Source organism: Pseudomonas sp. G166 (genome assembly GCF_037027455.2).
Taxonomy (GTDB): domain Bacteria; phylum Pseudomonadota; class Gammaproteobacteria; order Pseudomonadales; family Pseudomonadaceae; genus Aquipseudomonas.
In genome coordinates this window covers 5,310,440-5,327,838 of the sequence record NZ_CP146985.1, presented here as the reverse complement: position 1 = coordinate 5,327,838, position 17,399 = coordinate 5,310,440, and the positions used below count along the sequence as shown (strand labels likewise).

The window sequence follows — 17,399 nt, the reverse complement described above, 5'->3', positions numbered from 1 at the left end:
GGAGTTCGTCCATGAGTCACGACGCCCTTGCGCTATGTCGCCTGGATGAATTGCTCGAAGGGCAGGCCCGCGGATTCGATCCTCTGGACACAGGGCAGGACAGCGTGTTTGCCCTGCGCCATGGCGGCGAGGTGCGGGTCTATCGCAACAGTTGCCCGCATCTGCAGGTGCGCCTGGAGTACCGCAAGGATCGTTTTCTCAGTGTCGATGGCAGCCAGATCGTCTGTTACGCCCACGGTGCCCGGTTCCTTCCGGACAGTGGCCTGTGCGTCTACGGGCCGTGTCTGGGCGAACGCCTGAGTGCTTTGAAATGGCAGGCGCAGGCCGACTGGCTGGTGCTCGAGGCGGGTCAATTGGAGGCGTGTGCACCTTAGTTAACGTATCGCGGTTGCTGATACATCGTATCCCTACATGCGATTAGTCAAACGCCTGCTTTGCCGAGAAAGTGAACACAACGCGGTAGCGAATGCGTGCAGAAACAGCCGTGGGTGCAGCCTGGGATCGCTCCGGCAGAACGCTTGCGTGAATAACAAGAATAAGAGTGAGACAAGCATGAACTCAGTGAAAAAAGTGCTTATTGTCGGTGGTGGTATCGGTGGTCTATGCGCCGCAATCGCTTTGCGTCGCCAGGGCATCGAAGTCAATCTTGTCGAGCTCAAGACACAGTGGACTGTCTACGGCGTCGGCATCATCCAGCAGAGCAATGTCGTGCGCGAGATGGCCAAGTTGGGTGTGTTGGACGGCTATCTGGATGCCGCCTACGCGTTCGAAGATGTGACCATCTATAGCACTGCCGGTGAACAGCGGGCGCGAATTCCCGGCCAGCGCCTGGCTGGCCCGGAATATCCGGCCAACGTTGGCATCTCGCGCCTGGCCCTGCATCAAGTCCTCAGCCAAACCACCATTGCCCTGGGCGCCTCGATTCGCCTGGGCTTGAGCGTGCAAACCCTGGAGCAGGTGGACGAGGCTGTTGATGTGCTGTTCACCGATGGCAGTCGCGGCCGTTACGACCTGGTCGTGGGAGCCGATGGCCTGTACTCCCAGGTACGCGGTTTGCTGTTCGGCGAGCAGTACCAGCCGCGTTTCACCGGTCAAGCGGTGTGGCGCTACAACTTGCCGCGTCCAGCTGGAATCGATCATCTGGCCACCTTCCAGGGGCCCGCCGGCAATGCCGGGCTGGTGCCGCTGGGGCGCGATCAGATGTACATGTTCGTCACCTCCCATGAACCCGCCAACCCCAGGATGGATCCCGCCACGCTGGCGACCCAGATGCGCCAGCGCCTGGATGGTTTCACCGGCCTGATCGGCGAGTTGCGCGAGCAGATCCGCGACAGCGAGCAGGTGATCTACAAGCCGTTGGAGGTGGTGTTCGTCAGCGAGCCCTGGTACCGCGGCCGTGTCGTGCTGATTGGCGATGCGGTGCACGCCACGACGCCACATCTGGGCCAGGGTGCCGGCATGGCCATTGAAGATGCTGTCGTGCTCGGCGAAGAGCTGGTTGCCGGTGGCAGCGTTGAGCAGCAGCTCGAACGCTTCATGGCGCGCCGTTATCAGCGCTGCAAATTCATCAGCGAAGCCTCGGTGCTGGCCGGTGAAAAGGAAATGGCCCACGACAGCGGCTTCGACCGGATCGGCCTGGTCCGGCGGATGCTCGAGGTCACGGCCGAGCCCATTTGAGGCACCGCCAGGACTGATTTCGCTCTCCCATGGATGTTTCATGCCCGTGCAGGCTTGGCCTGGCTCGACGGCGGGCGCTGTTCATCAGAAGAGCTGACATACAACAACAATAAAGAGGGTTACTTCGATGGCTACTCGCAAGATCGCTGCGTCACGGCGCGTCCCCTTCACTCTGACCCTTGCGGCCAGCCTGGGGCTTGGCGCTTCAACTGCCCAGGCATTTCAGATCGATACCGGCAATCCCGACCTCAGCTTGCGCTGGGACAATACGCTCAAGTACAGCGCGGCCTGGCGCCTGAAGGACCCCAGTAGCAAACTCAGCGAGGGCCAGACGGCGCTGAACCAGAATGACGGCGATCACAACTTCAAGAAGGGGCTGATCTCCAATCGCCTGGATATTCTTTCCGAACTGGACATCGGTTTTCACAACTTCGGTGCCCGTCTGAGCGGTGCGGCCTGGTACGACACCGTCTACCAGGACCGCAACGACAATAACGACGCGGCCAGTGCCAACCAACGTTCGGTGGGTTTTGACGAATTCACCAGCGACACCCGTCAACTGCACGGTGGTGACGGTGAACTGCTGGATGCCTTTGTCTACTGGAACGGTGAACTGGCCGAGCGAGCCTTATCGGTTCGCGCGGGGCGCCACGGCCTGATCTGGGGCGAGAGCCTGTTCTTCGGCGGCAACGGCATCGCCGGAGCCATGGCGCCGGTGGACGTGGTCAAGGCGCAATCGGTGCCCAACACCCAATTCAAGGAAATCACTCGCCCGGTCAACCAGCTCTCGACCGCCTACCAACTGACCGATGATGTTTCATTGGGCGCCTTCTACCAGTTGGAGTGGGAAGCCACCCGCTTGCCGGGCGCCGGCAGCTACTTCTCCACCAGCGATACCATCGGCGACGGCAATGAACGGCTGATCACTGGCGGGCCATTCCCGGATTTCCTGGGCGGGAATGCCAACAGCCCGGCCGCGTTTTTCCATGGCAAGGACAAGAAGGCCAGGAGCTCCGGCCAAGGTGGCCTGCAGCTCAAGTACAACACCGGGACGACGGATTACGGTCTCTACGCGCTGCAGTATCACGAGAAAACGCCCACGTTGTATTTGAAACCGAATGCCACCGGGCCGAATTTCAGTACCGGGCAAGTCGGCGAGTATTCCTGGGTCTACCCGGAAGATATCCGTGTCCTGGGCGCCAGCTTCGCGACCTCCGTGGACGAGTACAGCTTTGCCGGCGAGGCATCGATGCGCTGGAACATGCCGCTGGTGTCCAACGCCCAGACCGTCCTGCCGGGCGTCGCGGCGGACAACAACGATGACGCCCTCTATGCCGTCGGCCGTACGGCTCACGTCAACCTCAACGTCCTGGCATCGCTGGGCCCTTCCTTCGTCGCCAATGAAGCCAGCCTGACAGGGGAAGTGGCCTGGAACCGCCTGCTGGCCGTGACCAGGAACCGCGCAGCCCTGGACCCTAACGCCACCGATGACGGCCTGGGTCTGAAGCTGGTTTACACGCCCACCTATCGCCAGTTCTTCCCGGGCGTGGATATCAGCGTGCCGCTGGGCATCAGTTATTTCCCCATGGGCAAGTCGGCTGTGATCAGCGGGTTTGGCCCGGATAGAGGAGGGGATATGAACATCGGCGTCTCCGCCACCTACCTGGACCAAGTGACCGTGGGGCTGACCTACACCCACTTTTACGGGCCCGAGGACACCAGCCTCAACGCCGCCAGCCAGTTCAATTACAAGCAGTCGTTGAAGGACCGGGATTACCTGGCTTTCTCCGTCAAGACCACGTTCTAAGAGGATTTGCGCATGACCATTCAGTTCACTCTAAAGGCCTTGTGCTTAACCCTGCTGGCCGCGGCCGCGCCGATGGTCTTGGCCGCCAGCGCCGAACAGGCTGCCGCGCTGGGCAAGACCCTGACGCCTTTCGGTGCCGAGAAAGTCGGTAATGCCGATGGCAGCATCCCGGCCTGGGACGGTGGCTACACCAAGGTCGATCCGGGCTACGTTCCGGGGGGGAAGCGCGGCGATCCGTTTGCCGCGGACAAACCCTTGTTCAGCATCACCGCGCAAAACGTGGCGAAGTACGCCGACAAGCTCAGCGACGGCACCAAGGAGTTGTTCAAGCGCTTCCCGGACACCTATCGCATCGACGTCTATCCAACCCGGCGCACGGCGGCCGCGCCGCAGTGGGTCTATGACAACACGCTCAAGAATGCGACCCGCGCCAAACTGGTCGACAGCAGCGCTGGCCTGATCCCCGACGGTGCCTTTGGCGGGATTCCGTTTCCGATTCCACAGAACGGTACCGAAGCCATTTGGAATCACTTGTTGAACTGGCGCGGCACCTCGGTGGCGGGACATTTTCGCCACTATCTGATGACGGCCGACGGCAACCAGGTGATGACCAGCGACGGCCTGTTGACCCAGGAAATGCCCTACTACTTCCAGGAAGGCGGCCCTGAAAACTACTCGGGTGATTATTGGCAGGTGCGCTTTGTCAATCTCGGCCCGGCGATTCGTGCCGGTGAGCAGATCCTGGGGCGTGAGAACATCAACGGCGACAAATCCCAGGCCCATGTCTATCTGGCCGGTCAACGCCGGGTGCGCACGCTGCCCAACGCCTGCTGCGATACCCCTACGCCTTCCACTGCCGGGGTCATGTCCTTCGACGAACTGTTCGTGTGGCAGGGACGTACGGACCGGTTCGACTGGAAACTGGTGGGCAAGCAGGAAATGTATGTTCCGTACAACACCAACAAGATGCAGGCCGCCGCCCAGCCGCAAGACCTGTTCGCCAAGCACCATCTGAATCCTGACTACGTGCGCTGGGAGTTGCACCGCGTCTGGGTCGTCGAGTCGACGTTGGCTGCCGGCAAGCGTCACCAGTTGCCCAAAGGTCGCTACTACCTCGACGAAGACAGCTGGCAAGCCCTGCTCGGCGACCGTTGGGACGCCAGCGGCCAACTGGCCAAGACCCTCTGGTCCCTGCCTTCCGTACTGCCCGACTTGCCAGCCGTGGTGCAACTGTCTGCCGGTTTTTATGACCTGACTTCGGGGGCCTGGTTTATCCAGAACGTCTACGCCGGATTGCCGGAGCAGTATCACGAGGTCGATCGCTACAAGGCCTCGGAGTTCTCGCCAGCGGCGATGGCCGGGCGCGGCGTGCGTTAAGTCTGAGCGCAGAGTGAAGGGCAGGCCTGTCGGCCTGTCCTTGGGATGCGAGTGTTTTTCCGAGGTAGGTTATGAACAGAATTCGTCAGGCGGGCGCTGTGCTCTTGGCCCTGTATTTGCCCTTCGCCACGAGTGAGTGCCTGGCAGGGCCGACTGCCGTGGGCGCGCCACTGAGCACCCCGGCCATGCCGGTGCCGGCCGCGCAGAAAAGCGTATTGATCGATCTGGCGCGGGCCGGCACACGTCTGGTGGCCGTGGGCGAGCGCGGCCTGGTGCTGCTCTCCGATGACAACGGGCAAAGCTGGCATCAGGCCTCGGTGCCGGTATCGGTGAGCCTGACGGCAGTGCAGTTCGTCGATGCACGCAATGGCTGGGCAGTCGGTCACGCGGGCGTGGTATTGGCCACGCACGATGGTGGCGAGCACTGGACGCTGCAACTCGACGGCGCGCGTGCGGCACAGCTCGAGCTGGACGCGGCCAAGGCCGACCAGGCCACGGCAGCCAACCCGGATGACGCATCGGTACGAGTACAAAATGCCGAGCGTCTCGTCGCCGATGGGGCGGACAAACCCTTCCTGGCACTCGAATTCATCGATGCCCAACACGGGCTGATCGTCGGCGCCTACGGCCTGGCACTGTGGACCACCGATGGCGGTGCCACGTGGCAGTCGCTGATGGGGCATATCGCCAACCCGAACGGGATGCACTTGTACGCCATCAGTCACCAGGGAACGCGCTGGTTCCTGGCTGGCGAGCAGGGTTACCTGGCACGCTCGGACGACGACGCAGTTTCGTTCAGCCCATTGGAAAGTCCCTATGAAGGCAGTTTCTTCACCTTGCAGAGCCGCGCCGATGGCGCCCTGCTGGTTGGCGGCCTGAGGGGCAACGCCTTTATCTCCAATGATGGGGGCGAAAGCTTCCAGCACCTGTCCGTCCCTCTGCCGATTTCCTTCAATGACGCCACGCGCCTGGCCGACGGCCAGGTGCTGCTGGTCAACCAGAGTGGTGCGCTGTTTCTCAATGGCGAGCAGACCGGGGCGGCGCTGCTGCCACTGGGCAAGCCCCTGGGGAGGCCCGTTTCAAGTCTGGTCGAGGCCGCCGATGGCAGCCTGATCGTTGCCGGTTTCACCGGGCTGCAGCGTATTGCGCAGCCATCGATTGCCGTTGCGGAGTGAGGTTATGACGTCCCCTAGCAATTTCCCCCAGCCCCCTGCGAATGCGTTCGAAGACTTTGATCCGCGTTCCGGCTCGGTGCTCGAACGAGCACTGTTCAACCATCGCCTGTGGGTGTTGCTGCTGTGCCTGGCGACCACGCTGGTACTGGGTTGGCAGTCCAGTCGTGTCGAGCTCAATGCCAGTTTCGAAAAAATGATCCCCACCCATCATCCCTATATCGCCAACTACCTTGAGCACCAGCAGGAGCTGAGTGGGCTGGGCAACGCGGTGCGCATCGCGGTGGTCAACAAGCGGGGCGACATCTACGACAGCGCCTACCTCAAGACCCTGCAGGCGTTGAGCGACAAGATCTATCTGTTGCCCGGTGTCGACCGTGCGTACATGAAGTCGCTGTGGACGCCGGCCACGCGCTGGGTGGCGGTGACCGAAGCGGGCCTGGACGGTGGGCCGGTCATTCCGGACAACTACGATGGCGGCGCCGCCAGCCTCGCGGCATTGCGGCGCAATGTGCAACTGTCCAACGAGATCGGCCAGTTGGTGGCGTTCGATCAGGCATCGAGCATCATCCATGTGCCCCTGCTGCAGCGCACCCCCGACGGCCAACCGTTGGACTACACCAGGCTGTCGCAACAACTGGAGTCGCTACGCAGCCAATACCAGAGCGACAGCATCGACATTCGTATCACCGGTTTCGCCAAGAAAGTCGGTGACTTGATCGCCGGTCTGCGGCAGATCCTGATGTTCTTTGCCGTGGCCATTCTGATCACCGCCGTGGTGCTCTACTGGTATACCCGCTGCATCCGCAGCACCTTGCTGGTGGTGTTCTGCTCACTGGTGGCGGTGGTCTGGCAGCTTGGCCTGCTGCCGCTGCTGGGCTATCAACTGGATCCCTATTCGGTGCTGGTGCCGTTCCTGGTGTTTGCCATTGGCATGAGCCATGGCGCCCAGAAGATGAACGGCATCATGCAGGACATCGGTCGTGGCATGCACCGCGTGGTCGCCGCGCGCTTCACCTTCCGCCGCCTGTTTCTCGCCGGCCTCACCGCGCTGCTCTGCGATGCGGTCGGCTTTGCGGTGCTGATGATCATCAAGATCCAGGTGATCCAGGACCTGGCGATGATCGCCAGTATCGGCGTGGCGGTGCTGATCTTCACCAATTTGATCCTGCTGCCGGTATTGCTCTCCTATGTTGGTGTCAGCCGCCGCGCCGCGCGTCTGAGTCTCAAAAGCGAGCATGCTGAACAGGCCGGCCTGAGTCGCCACGGCTTCTGGCGCTTTCTCGACCTGTTCACCCAGCGGCGCTGGGCGGCGTTGTGCATTGCCCTGAGCCTGGCACTGGCGACGGTCGGCTTCGTGGTCAGCCTGCAATTGAATATCGGTGATCTCGATGCCGGCGCGCCCGAGTTGCGGGCCGACTCGCGCTACAACCAGGATGATGCGTTTCTGACCCATCACTACGGTGCCAGCAGCGATCTGTTCGCAGTCATGGTCAAGACGCCAGCCAGCGCTTGTTCGCGCTACGACATCCTGCGCAAGGTCGACGCCCTCGACTGGCAGTTGCGCACCTTGCCAGGGGTCGATTCGACCAACTCGCTGGCGCTGCTTAACCGCCGGATGCTGGTCGGCCTCAGCGAAGGCAGCCCGAAGTGGTATGAGCTACAGAACAACCAGGCGATGCTCAACATGGTCACCGCCGGTGCGCCGCGCGGGCTCTACAACGAAGACTGCAGCCTGCTGACACTGTACGTCTACCTCTCCGACCACAAGGCGCAAACCCTCAACCGCCTGGTGGATCACGTCGAACAGTTCGCTGCGGCGAACAATACCGACGAGGTCCAGTTCCTCCTGGCCGCTGGCAATGCCGGGATCGAGGCGGCGACCAACATTGTCGTCAAGCAGGCCAATCGCGAAATGCTGTTCTGGGTCTACGGCGCAGTGATCCTGCTCTGCCTGATCACCTTCCGTTCCTGGCGCGCCACGATTTGTGCGGTGATTCCGCTGATGCTCACATCGATCCTCTGTGAGGCGCTGATGGTCTGGCTGAACATCGGCGTCAAGGTCGCGACCCTGCCGGTGATCGCCCTCGGCGTGGGCATCGGCGTCGACTATGCGTTGTACGTGATGAGCATCCTGCTCGGTCATATGCGCCAGGGCACAAGCCTGTCGCAGGCGTATTACCGGGCACTGCTGTCCACCGGCAAGGTGGTGATGCTGACCGGTGTGACCCTGGCGATCGGCGTGGCCACCTGGATGTTTTCGCCGATCAAGTTCCAGGCCGACATGGGCGTGCTGCTGGCCTTCATGTTCGTCTGGAACATGGTCGGTGCGCTGGTGCTGTTGCCGGCCCTGGCCCACTTCCTGTTGCCGAGCAAGCGTATGAGCAAGGGGCCGGTTGGGCACAAATCCTCGGAGGAGCCCCGTTGCCTGGTGAGTGCGGTGCTGACGCCCGCCACCGCCGAGGAACCCACCAGTGGGCAGCACTCATCGTGCAAGAAGACAGTTTCTGCGGCGGCTAATCCGGTCGCGCCATAACAACAAGAAAGGACGTTGCCATGCCTCGTATGTATCTGTTCCAGCAGCCTCTATGGCTTGACCTTATCGCCGGCTTGAGCGCCTTTGGCATGGCGTTCTGCGCGGCCCAACCATCGGAGGTGCACGATGAGCGTTGAACGCCAGGCAGGTTTGCCACAGTCGTTGTTGCTGTTGCTTGGCAGTTGCCTGCCGGTGCTCGGCGCGGTGCTGCTGGCCCCCATACTGCCGCGTATGCAGGAGCACTTCGTCGATTCTGCGGGTGTGGCCGTGCTGGTGCCCATTGCCCTGACGCTACCGGCGTTGATGATTGCACTGTTGGCACCTGTGGCCGGGATCATCGCCGACCGGCTCGGGCGCAAGCCGTTGCTGATCGGTGCGATGTTTCTCTACACCCTTTGTGGCGTGCTGCCGCTATGGCTGGACTCGCTGCAGGTCATCGTTATCAGCCGGGCCGGCATCGGCGTGGCGGAGGCGGCGATCATGACCTGCTGCACCACGATGATGGGCGACTACTACAGCGGCGCGCGGCGTGAACGCATGTTCGCCCTGCAAATGGTTGCGACCTCGTTGTCGGCGGCGATTTTCATTGCTGTGGGCGGCGTGCTCGGCGAGCACGGCTGGCGCACCCCGTTTGCCCTGTATGGGCTAGGGCTGGTGTTTCTGCCGCTGATGGTCTGGTTGCTGTGGGAACCGCGCGCCCAGGTCGTCACGGCGACAGCGGCGGTGAAGAGCGCATTCTCCTGGCGCCCCCTGGCTCCGTTGTATGCCCTGTCATTCCTGGCTGGCTTGAGCCTGTTTATCGTGCCGGTACAAGTCGGTTACCTGCTCAACCTGCTGCATGTCGAAGGGTCGCAGCAGATCGGCATGACCATGGGCGCCAGTCAGTTCGGCGTACTGATCGGCGCCCTGAGTTTCCGTTTGTTCAGGGGGGTAGCGGCGTACCGACAGGTGTTCCTGGCCTTCGTCGCGGCCGGTATCGGTGGCGGGCTGCTGGCGGTGGCCGACAGTCATGGACTGGTGGTGATCGCCGTGCTGATCAACGGCCTGGGCATCGGCTTAATGATGCCGACCCTGCTCACCTGGATCATGGCCCAGATCGACTTCCAGCAGCGCGGTCGCGCCGTCGGCGGCTTCACGGCGATGTTCTTTGCCGGTGAGTTCTCCAGCCCGCTGGTGGTGCTGGCGATTACCGGTGGGGTGAGCAGCGCTTTGCCAACCGCGCTGGGGATCGTTGCGGGCCTTCAACTATTGGTGGCCTTGGCGTGCATTCGGCTGCGTGGCCGCGGGGTAGCTTTTCCCGCCACTGTCGCCGTGGACCCTGATAGCTGATCCGGCCCATTCGACGTTTATCAAAATAAGAAAACGAGGAGAACATCATGAGTTATTTGCTCAACACCTGGTACATCGCTGGGTGGGCGGACGAGCTGGCGCAAGGCGAGATGCTTGGCAGAACCATTGTCGAGCGCCCCATTGTGTTCTTTCGCGATAGCCAGGGCGCCATCCAGGCTCTGGCTGATCGCTGCCCTCACCGTTTTGCCCCGCTGCACATGGGCAAGATTGTCGGCGACAGCGTTCAGTGTCCGTACCACGGCTTGCGTTTCGATGGCAGTGGCCAATGCACTCACAACCCCCATGGCGATGGGAATATCCCCAAGGCCGCCTGTGTTCGCTCCTTCCCCGCCGTTGAGCGCCATGGGGCAATCTGGGTCTGGCCTGGCGAGCCAACCCTGGCCAGCGATGTGCTGATCCCCGACTTTTCCTTTTTTGAACAGGCGCTACCCCATGCCAAAGGGCATGGATATTTGCCAACCCGAGCGCACTACGAGCTATTGGCCGACAACATCATGGACTTGAGCCACGTTGACTTCCTGCACCCCGATACGCTGGGTGGTGGAGCGTTGTCACGCACGCGCGCCAGCATCGAGGAGTTGCCCAACGATCGCGTGCGCATCAGTTGGTGGGCGCCTGATGACGTCCCTCCACCGGCTTTCGGCGCTCATCTTGAAGACCCGACTCGAGCGGACGTCTGGGCCGAGGTCATCTGGCACGCACCTGGCCTGATGCTGCTGGGCAGCGGTGCCACTGCGCCAGGGCGCCCGAGGGAGGAGGGGGCCGTGACATGGAACCTGCATCTGATGACCCCGCAGGACGCGGCGAACACCCATTACTTCTTTGCCAATACGCGCAATTTCGAGCAGCACAATGAGCAGTTGAATGCCTTCGTCCAGAACATGTTGATCGGTATTTTCGCCGGTGAAGATAAACCCATGGTCGAGGCTCAGCAGCGTCAGATTGGCGAGGTTGAATTGCTGGGCCTCAACCCTGTGCTGCTGCCAGTCGATGCAGGGGCCGTGCGTTGCCGGCGTGTCCTGCGTCGGTTGATCGAGTCGGAGCGGGTGGCCGCACAACAGTCAGTGGGTACCCGGTGATGATCGATGTCGTTGTGACCCGCAAGCGTCGCGAAGCCGAAGGCATCTACAGTTTTGAACTGGCTCCGGTCGAGAGTTCCATGCTGCCTGCTTTCAGTGCCGGCTCGCATATCGACGTGCACCTGCCCAATGGCCTGGTGCGCCAGTACTCACTGTGCAATCACCCGGAAGAACGCCACCGCTACCTGTTGGGCGTATTGCTCGACCCGGCGTCTCGCGGCGGTTCGCAGGCCATGCACGAGCACGTGCACGAAGGCAGCCGGCTGCGTATCAGCGAGCCACGCAACCTGTTCCCGTTGGAGCATGCGGCGGGGTACAGCGTGCTGTTCGCTGGCGGTATCGGTATTACGCCGATCCTCTGCATGGCCGAGCGCCTGGCGCGGATCGGCGCACCTTTTGAGCTGCACTACTGTGGTCGTTCGGCCGGGCGCATGGCTTTTATCGAGCACATCCGCCATTCGGCGTTCGCCGATTGCGTGCACGTTCATGTGGACGATGGCGAGGAATCCCAACGCCTCGACAGCGCTTGGGTTTTATCCGCGCCAGCCAGTGACCGTCATCTGTATGTCTGTGGCCCCAATGGCTTCATGGAGCACGTGCTCGGCACTGCGCGTGAGCAGGGTTGGGCCGAGGCGCAACTGCACCGTGAGTACTTTACCGCCGCCGCCGTCCCGGCGGGTGAGGCGGGCGGCTTCGAGGTGCAGCTGGCTAGCACCGGCCAGTGTTTCCAGGTACCCGCCGCGCTTAGCGTTGCCCAGGTACTGCTGGAGGCCGGTATCGACATCCCGTTGTCTTGCGAGCAGGGCATCTGCGGCACCTGCATCACGCGCGTGTTGGAGGGCGTGCCGGACCATCGCGACATGTTCTTGACCGATGCCGAGCGAGCCCGCAACGACCAGTTCACGCCTTGCTGCTCGCGTGCCAGGAGCGCTCGACTGGTGCTCGATCTTTAAGGTTTTTCCATGAATCCATCTCTACCCGCTGTCGCGTCATTCTTTCGCCAAGCCCGTTGGCAAACTGATTGAGGAGTCGAATATGCAACAACTTCCTGGTTTCAAACGCGTGGTCACTGGGCACGATGCCCAGGGCCTGGCGGTGGTCGCGCTCAGCGGGCCGACGCCCAATAGCTTCCCGCTCAAGGCGGTACCCGGCACGGTCTTCCATGAGATCTGGAACAGTGGCGCCAGCCCGGCCGTGCTGGATAACGGTGACGACCCCACCAGCAAGCCGCTTCAATTGAGCCCGGCACCGCTGGGCAGTGTCATTCGCGTGGTGGATATTCCGCCTGACAGCGTACAGAACCAGGTCAGCGCCGAGGATGCCGCTGCGGCTTTCGCCGAAATAGGCCAAGCCCATGCCGGTACGGGACAGGCGGATTCCAAGCACAAGCTGATGCACCGCACCGAAACGCTCGATTACGGCGTGGTCACCGAGGGCGAGGTCTGGCTGGTGCTCGATGGCGAGGAGGTGCATCTCAAGCGCGGTGACATCGTCGTGCAGCGAGGCACCAACCACGCCTGGAGCAACCGCACCGAGCAGATGGCACGCATGCTGTTTGTCCTGCTCGATGGGCGCTTCGCCCCCGAGCTGCAAGGAGAACACGCATGAAGCTCGGTACCCTCAAGAATCACAGCCGCGACGGTCGCCTGCTGGTGGTGTCGCGCGACTTGGCCTGGGCGGTGGATGCCAGCGATATTGCCGCGACGCTGCAGGATGCCGTCGATCGTTGGTCCGACGTCGAGAGCGCTTTGCGCGCTCGCTATGCCGCCTTGAATGCGGGCTCCCAGGCCGGTGCCTTCGCTTTCGATCCGCAGCAGGCCGCTGCGCCGTTGCCGCGTGCCTGGCAATGGTTGGATGCCTCGTCTTTCCTCAGCCATGGGGAGCGGATGCAGAAGGCTTTCGGGCTCGATCCGATCGAAGGCGTTGAACACACCCCGCTGATGTACCAGGGCTGCGGCGATGATTTCCTGGGCCCCCACGACGACATCGTTCTACCGAGTGAAACCCATGGCATCGACTTCGAAGGGGAGTACGCGGTGTTGGTCGATGACGTGCCCATGGGCTGCTCGGCTGAACAGGCCGCAAGCCATATCCGGCTCATTGTGCAAGTCAACGATGTCAGCCTGCGAGCGCTCGCACCCCGTGAAATGAAGACCGGCTTTGGTTTTATCCAGGCCAAGTCCTCATCAAGTTTTGCCCCGGTGGCGGTAACCCCTGACGAGCTGGGCGAAGCCTGGCGTGATGGGCGTGTGCATCTGCCGCTGCGGGTGGACTGGAACGGTCAGTGGTTTGGCCACGCCAATGGCGGTGCCATGCATTTCGGCTTTCATCAGTTGATTGCTCATGCGGCACTGACCCGGCGCCTCAGGGCCGGCTGCCTGATCGGTTCCGGCACCGTTTCCAATGCCGACCCCAGCGTGGGCGCCGCCTGCATCGCTGAGCGTCGTGCGGTTGAGATGATTGAGCATGGTGCGCCACAGACGTCATTCATGCGCTTTGGTGATCGCGTGCGCATGGAAGTCTTCGATCTGCAAGGGCAGTCGGTATTCGGCGCGATAGACCAGCGTGTCGTGCGCGGAGACCTCCCATGCGCGTGATGATTACCGGGGCCAATGGTTTTGTCGGGCGGGCGCTGGTGAAACGATTGCTCGAAACCAATGAATTACAAGGCCGGCCGATCAGCGCGTTGATACTGCTGGATAAAGAGTTGGTGGGGTTTGCGGAGGATAAGCGTCTGCGCCGGCATTGCGGCAGTGTGACCGACGCTGCGTTGTTGCGTCGCGCCCTGGCCGATGGCATCGATGTGGTTTTTCATTTGGTCAGTATCCCCGGTGGGGCGGCCGAGCAGCACTATTCATTGGGCTACCAAGTCAACCTGCTGGCCAGCCTGGAGTTGCTTGACCAACTTCGAGTGCAGCCCGGCCGGCCGGTGCTGGTGTATGCCAGCAGCGTGGCGGTGTACGGCGGCGACCTGCCGGCACGCATGAATGAGCGTGCCGTGCCCAGCCCGCAGTTGAGCTACGGTACGCACAAGGTGATGGTGGAAATGGCGCTCAACGACCTGGCCCGCCGGGGCGAGGTGGACGGTCGAGCGGTGCGCTTGCCCGGCATTGTCGCGCGGCCACGTGAACCCAATGGACTGCGTTCGGCGTTCATGAGCGATCTGCTGCACGCCTTCGCTGAAGGCCAGCCATATTGTTGCCCGGTTTCGCCGCAGGCGCAGGCGTGGTGGATGTCCGTGCGGTGTTGCGTGGATAACCTGTTGCGGGCCGCCGAACTGCCGGCCGCCGAACTCGGCGAGTCACGGGTCTGGCAGTTACCGCTGTTGCACTTGTCCATTGCCCAGGTCATCGATGCCCTGGCCGCTGCCTATGGCCAGGAGCGCCGCGCGTTGATCAGCTTCGCACCGGATGCTGGTCTGCAAGCGTTGTTCGGCAATTTCCCAGCGATGAAAACGCCCCAGTCCCGTGCCCTTGGCTTTCGTCATGACGGCTCTGCCGGTGCCTTGATACGTAACAGTTTGAACGCTGCTACCCCTGCGCGCCGTGCGCGTGGGCGGGTGGGGCTTGGAGTGAGCGAAAATGCAATCGACTAAACGTCGTCTGGTGGACCTGTCCGTGACCCTGGACAACAACCCATACACTGATCCTCCGCCATTGCTGCCGAAAATCGACTACATGGACCACCAGCAAGGTTGGCCGGAGATGGCCGCGATGTTTCCCGGGCTGTCCAAGGAACAACTGCCGGGCAATGAGTCCTGGGCCGCCGAGCGCCTGCAGATCACGACGCACAGCGGTACGCATATGGATGCCCCCTGGCATTACGCCTCGACGACCGACGGCGGCAAGCCGGCTTTCGGCATCGATGAGCTGCCGTTGGACTGGTGCCTGCAACCGGGCGTGAAGCTGGACTTTCGTCACTTGCCGGATGGCCATGTGGTCAGCGCCGCCGAAGTGCAAGCAGAGTTGGAGCGCATCGGCCACGTGCTCCAGCCGCTGGATATTGTCCTGGTCAACACCCGCGCCGGGGCGCTGTTTGGCCAGCCGGGCTATCTGGATGCCGGGGTTGGCATCGGTCGCGAGGCCACGTTGTTTCTGCTGGAGCGCGGTGTGCGCGTGGTCGGCACCGATGCCTGGAGTTGGGATGCGCCCTTCAAGTACACGCGCGAACGCTTCGCCGCCAGTGGCGATGCCTCGATCATTTGGGAAGGGCACAAGGCCGGGCGCGATATCGGTTACGGTCAGATGGAGAAACTGGCCAACCTGGAATGTTTGCCGGCCCATGGTTTCCAGGTGTCCTGTTTCCCCTACAAGATCAGGCACGCTTCGGCCGGTTTCGTCCGCGCCGTGGCGATTTTCGAAGCATGAGCGTGCCTGCGGCCACTGCGCTGACGATTGTCGATCCTCGATGGATATTGTTCGTGCGGGTCGCGGCGGCCGGCAGCCTGAGCAAAGCGGCGGTTTTACTGGATATGCCGCAGTCGATGGTGAGTCGAAATATCGCTCAGCTCGAATCGCAGTGTGGCGAGCGGCTGTTCCAGCGTACCGGACGTGGGGTGGTCCTGACCGAGTTTGGCGAGCAGTTGCTGCCTTGCGTATCGAATCTGCTCGCAGACGCTGAAGGCCTGGCCGACGATATTCGTACCCGGCGTGGCAAACCGGTGGGGGAGGTGGTCGTAGGGATGCTGCCGTCTGCGGTACGGCGGTTTGCCGGTACGCTTTTTGCGGCGGTGCAAGCACAGATGCCGGGCGTAAGGTTGCACCTGATCGAGGGCGCGAGTGCGCAACTTGAAGAGCAGCTGCACGATGGTCGTCTCGATATGGCGCTGGTCCTGCGCGAGAGTGAAGCAAGCATCGGCGAGGCGTATCTGCTGGCCAGGTTGCCTCTGCATTTGATCGGGCCGGCCAGTGATCCAGTCCTCGCTGACCGGGACATTGCATTGAAGCAGCTATCTGGATTGCCATTGGTGGTCCCAGGGCGTCCCCATTTGTTGCGAGCCAGGCTCGATCACCTGGCGCTCGAGCATTTCATGGAACTGAGCGTTGCCGTGGAAGCAGACTCCGTCCAGCTCCAGTACGAAGTCGTTGCGGCAGGCGGAGGCTATGCGATTGCCTCTGTGCTACCGGGCTCGCTGGATCAACGATTGATTTCATCGCGCATCGTCGAGCCCGTTCTCGAGCGTTTTGTCGTGCTTGTCGAGTCTCCCCGTCGTCCTGTAACGCGTGCCTCCCGTGAAGTGCGACGGTTGATCTGCAATCTGTCCATGCCATCGACTTGAGCGATAGCTGCTTTCGATTCCCAGCAGTATTCGGCGTGGTGCGCGGCTCGTAGGGTGTCAGTCAATCAATGGCTGATACCCGATTGCGAGGTTAGCGACATGCATGACTCCCCAGTGCCCCCTGTAATTGCCCCGACGCTTTTTCTCAGCGACGCCGATGTGGCCGCGCTCGCCGACTGGAGCACAGCCGTTGCCGCACTCGCGCAGGCGTATGCCTGCCCCACCTCGGATGCCATGGTGCCGCCGCGGTCCATGGCGCGCGGCGACGGCATCTGGCTGCGCAGTTTGACTGCCGTCCCCCCCACTGGCGGCCATATGGGATGCAAGTTGATCGCAGCCTCCATGCGGGCCCGTTGCGCCAGCTACCTGATCGCCTTGTTCGATCAGCAAACCATGGCCCTCAGTGCGCTAATCGACGGCAATCGGGTGACGGGTTTGCGCACCGCTGCAACCGCTGCGCTGGCGGTCGATTTGCTGGCGCCTCAACGCGCGCTGCGGGTGGGAGTGATTGGCGCGGGGTTTGAAGCACGTGGCGCGCTGGACTGCCTCAAGTCCGTACGCGATGTGGCCCTTGTCCGGGTGTTCAGCCCAACGCCCGCGAGCCGTGAGCGGTTTGCCGAAAGCTTCAGGCCGGGGCTGGATATCCACGCAGTGAACACTGCGCAAGAGGCCGTGCAGGGCTGTGATGTGGTGATTTGTGCCGCACGCAGTCGTGACGAGTCTCCCGTACTGCAAGGGGCATGGCTTTCTGCGGGTACCACGGTCGTGTCATTGGGTTCCACCCTGCCTGAGCAAAGGGAGGTTGACCCGGCCACGATGGATCGAGCCGTCTGCATCGTCGCGGATATGCCGCAGGAGGTGCTTCACGACACCGGCGACGCCATTGCTGCGATCAATGCCGGTGTCTATGTCGCCGACAAATTAGTCGCGCTGGCGGATCTGGTGGCGGGTCATGTCACTGCGCGCCAAAACGAAAGCGACATCGTCCTCTACAAGTCGGTTGGCTCGGCTTTGCAGGACGTCGTCATTGCGCAGGCGCTGTACGAGCGCGCCAGGCAACAAGGCCTTGGCATCGAGCTACCCGCCAGCATTGTCCCTGTCTCGAAATAACCCCTCCACTGAA

General features: G+C 62.2%; 15 protein-coding genes. All 15 read left to right on the top strand.

Going from position 1 to position 17,399, the window contains the following annotated elements; genetic code table 11:
* Positions 1-11 precede the first annotated feature (11 nt).
* Positions 12-374: a Rieske 2Fe-2S domain-containing protein gene (locus SGN16_RS23550; protein ID WP_210640544.1), complete on the top strand. Its 363-nt coding sequence runs from the start codon at positions 12-14 to the stop codon at positions 372-374.
* Between the two features lie 178 nt (positions 375-552).
* Complete coding sequence (locus SGN16_RS23545) at positions 553-1,677, top strand: FAD-dependent oxidoreductase (RefSeq protein WP_210640538.1); 1,125 nt, start codon at positions 553-555, stop codon at positions 1,675-1,677.
* Positions 1,678-1,804: 127 nt separating this feature from the next.
* On the top strand, positions 1,805-3,484 hold the full coding sequence (locus tag SGN16_RS23540; protein ID WP_210640536.1) for a DUF1302 domain-containing protein: 1,680 nt from the start codon (positions 1,805-1,807) through the stop codon (positions 3,482-3,484).
* Between the two features lie 12 nt (positions 3,485-3,496).
* Positions 3,497-4,861, top strand: a complete 1,365-nt coding sequence (locus tag SGN16_RS23535) for a DUF1329 domain-containing protein (protein ID WP_335945120.1) — start codon at positions 3,497-3,499, stop codon at positions 4,859-4,861.
* A 71-nt stretch (positions 4,862-4,932) separates the two neighbouring features.
* On the top strand, positions 4,933-6,036 hold the full coding sequence (locus tag SGN16_RS23530; protein ID WP_335945119.1) for a YCF48-related protein: 1,104 nt from the start codon (positions 4,933-4,935) through the stop codon (positions 6,034-6,036).
* A gap of 4 nt (positions 6,037-6,040) precedes the next feature.
* Positions 6,041-8,569: an MMPL family transporter gene (locus SGN16_RS23525; protein WP_335945118.1), complete on the top strand. Its 2,529-nt coding sequence runs from the start codon at positions 6,041-6,043 to the stop codon at positions 8,567-8,569.
* 126 nt (positions 8,570-8,695) lie between these two features.
* Entirely contained in the window at positions 8,696-9,898 is a 1,203-nt protein-coding gene (locus SGN16_RS23520) for an MFS transporter (protein ID WP_210640532.1), read from the top strand.
* A 47-nt stretch (positions 9,899-9,945) separates the two neighbouring features.
* Positions 9,946-10,998: an aromatic ring-hydroxylating dioxygenase subunit alpha gene (locus SGN16_RS23515; protein ID WP_335945117.1), complete on the top strand. Its 1,053-nt coding sequence runs from the start codon at positions 9,946-9,948 to the stop codon at positions 10,996-10,998.
* Positions 10,998-11,951 carry a PDR/VanB family oxidoreductase gene (locus SGN16_RS23510; protein WP_335945116.1) on the top strand — a complete coding sequence of 318 codons (954 nt, stop codon included), beginning with the start codon at positions 10,998-11,000 and terminating at the stop codon, positions 11,949-11,951. Before SGN16_RS23515 ends, SGN16_RS23510 begins: the two co-directional genes overlap by 1 nt.
* 82 nt (positions 11,952-12,033) lie before the next feature.
* Entirely contained in the window at positions 12,034-12,606 is a 573-nt protein-coding gene (locus tag SGN16_RS23505) for a cupin domain-containing protein (RefSeq protein WP_335945115.1), read from the top strand.
* Positions 12,603-13,595: a fumarylacetoacetate hydrolase family protein gene (locus SGN16_RS23500; protein ID WP_335945114.1), complete on the top strand. Its 993-nt coding sequence runs from the start codon at positions 12,603-12,605 to the stop codon at positions 13,593-13,595. Before SGN16_RS23505 ends, SGN16_RS23500 begins: the two co-directional genes overlap by 4 nt.
* Positions 13,586-14,593, top strand: a complete 1,008-nt coding sequence (locus SGN16_RS23495) for an NAD-dependent epimerase/dehydratase family protein (RefSeq protein WP_335945113.1) — start codon at positions 13,586-13,588, stop codon at positions 14,591-14,593. The genes SGN16_RS23500 and SGN16_RS23495 overlap by 10 nt, the downstream gene beginning before the upstream one ends.
* Positions 14,580-15,365, top strand: a complete 786-nt coding sequence (locus SGN16_RS23490) for a cyclase family protein (protein WP_335945112.1) — start codon at positions 14,580-14,582, stop codon at positions 15,363-15,365. Before SGN16_RS23495 ends, SGN16_RS23490 begins: the two co-directional genes overlap by 14 nt.
* Positions 15,362-16,276 carry a LysR family transcriptional regulator gene (locus SGN16_RS23485; RefSeq protein ID WP_246883046.1) on the top strand — a complete coding sequence of 305 codons (915 nt, stop codon included), beginning with the start codon at positions 15,362-15,364 and terminating at the stop codon, positions 16,274-16,276. The genes SGN16_RS23490 and SGN16_RS23485 overlap by 4 nt, the downstream gene beginning before the upstream one ends.
* Before the next feature lie 99 nt (positions 16,277-16,375).
* Entirely contained in the window at positions 16,376-17,386 is a 1,011-nt protein-coding gene (locus tag SGN16_RS23480; protein WP_335945111.1) for an NAD(P)-binding domain-containing protein, read from the top strand.
* Positions 17,387-17,399: the final 13 nt, after the last annotated feature.

Bases quoted from the DNA above. Each gene is read 5' to 3' on its own strand.
- SGN16_RS23550 (WP_210640544.1), top strand. From the start codon at position 12: ATGAGTCACGACGCCCTTGCGCTATGTCGCCTGGATGAATTGCTCGAA.
- SGN16_RS23545 (WP_210640538.1), top strand. From the start codon at position 553: ATGAACTCAGTGAAAAAAGTGCTTATTGTCGGTGGTGGTATCGGTGGT.
- SGN16_RS23540 (WP_210640536.1), top strand. From the start codon at position 1,805: ATGGCTACTCGCAAGATCGCTGCGTCACGGCGCGTCCCCTTCACTCTG.
- SGN16_RS23535 (WP_335945120.1), top strand. From the start codon at position 3,497: ATGACCATTCAGTTCACTCTAAAGGCCTTGTGCTTAACCCTGCTGGCC.
- SGN16_RS23530 (WP_335945119.1), top strand. From the start codon at position 4,933: ATGAACAGAATTCGTCAGGCGGGCGCTGTGCTCTTGGCCCTGTATTTG.
- SGN16_RS23525 (WP_335945118.1), top strand. From the start codon at position 6,041: ATGACGTCCCCTAGCAATTTCCCCCAGCCCCCTGCGAATGCGTTCGAA.
- SGN16_RS23520 (WP_210640532.1), top strand. From the start codon at position 8,696: ATGAGCGTTGAACGCCAGGCAGGTTTGCCACAGTCGTTGTTGCTGTTG.
- SGN16_RS23515 (WP_335945117.1), top strand. From the start codon at position 9,946: ATGAGTTATTTGCTCAACACCTGGTACATCGCTGGGTGGGCGGACGAG.
- SGN16_RS23510 (WP_335945116.1), top strand. From the start codon at position 10,998: ATGATCGATGTCGTTGTGACCCGCAAGCGTCGCGAAGCCGAAGGCATC.
- SGN16_RS23505 (WP_335945115.1), top strand. From the start codon at position 12,034: ATGCAACAACTTCCTGGTTTCAAACGCGTGGTCACTGGGCACGATGCC.
- SGN16_RS23500 (WP_335945114.1), top strand. From the start codon at position 12,603: ATGAAGCTCGGTACCCTCAAGAATCACAGCCGCGACGGTCGCCTGCTG.
- SGN16_RS23495 (WP_335945113.1), top strand. From the start codon at position 13,586: ATGCGCGTGATGATTACCGGGGCCAATGGTTTTGTCGGGCGGGCGCTG.
- SGN16_RS23490 (WP_335945112.1), top strand. From the start codon at position 14,580: ATGCAATCGACTAAACGTCGTCTGGTGGACCTGTCCGTGACCCTGGAC.
- SGN16_RS23485 (WP_246883046.1), top strand. From the start codon at position 15,362: ATGAGCGTGCCTGCGGCCACTGCGCTGACGATTGTCGATCCTCGATGG.
- SGN16_RS23480 (WP_335945111.1), top strand. From the start codon at position 16,376: ATGCATGACTCCCCAGTGCCCCCTGTAATTGCCCCGACGCTTTTTCTC.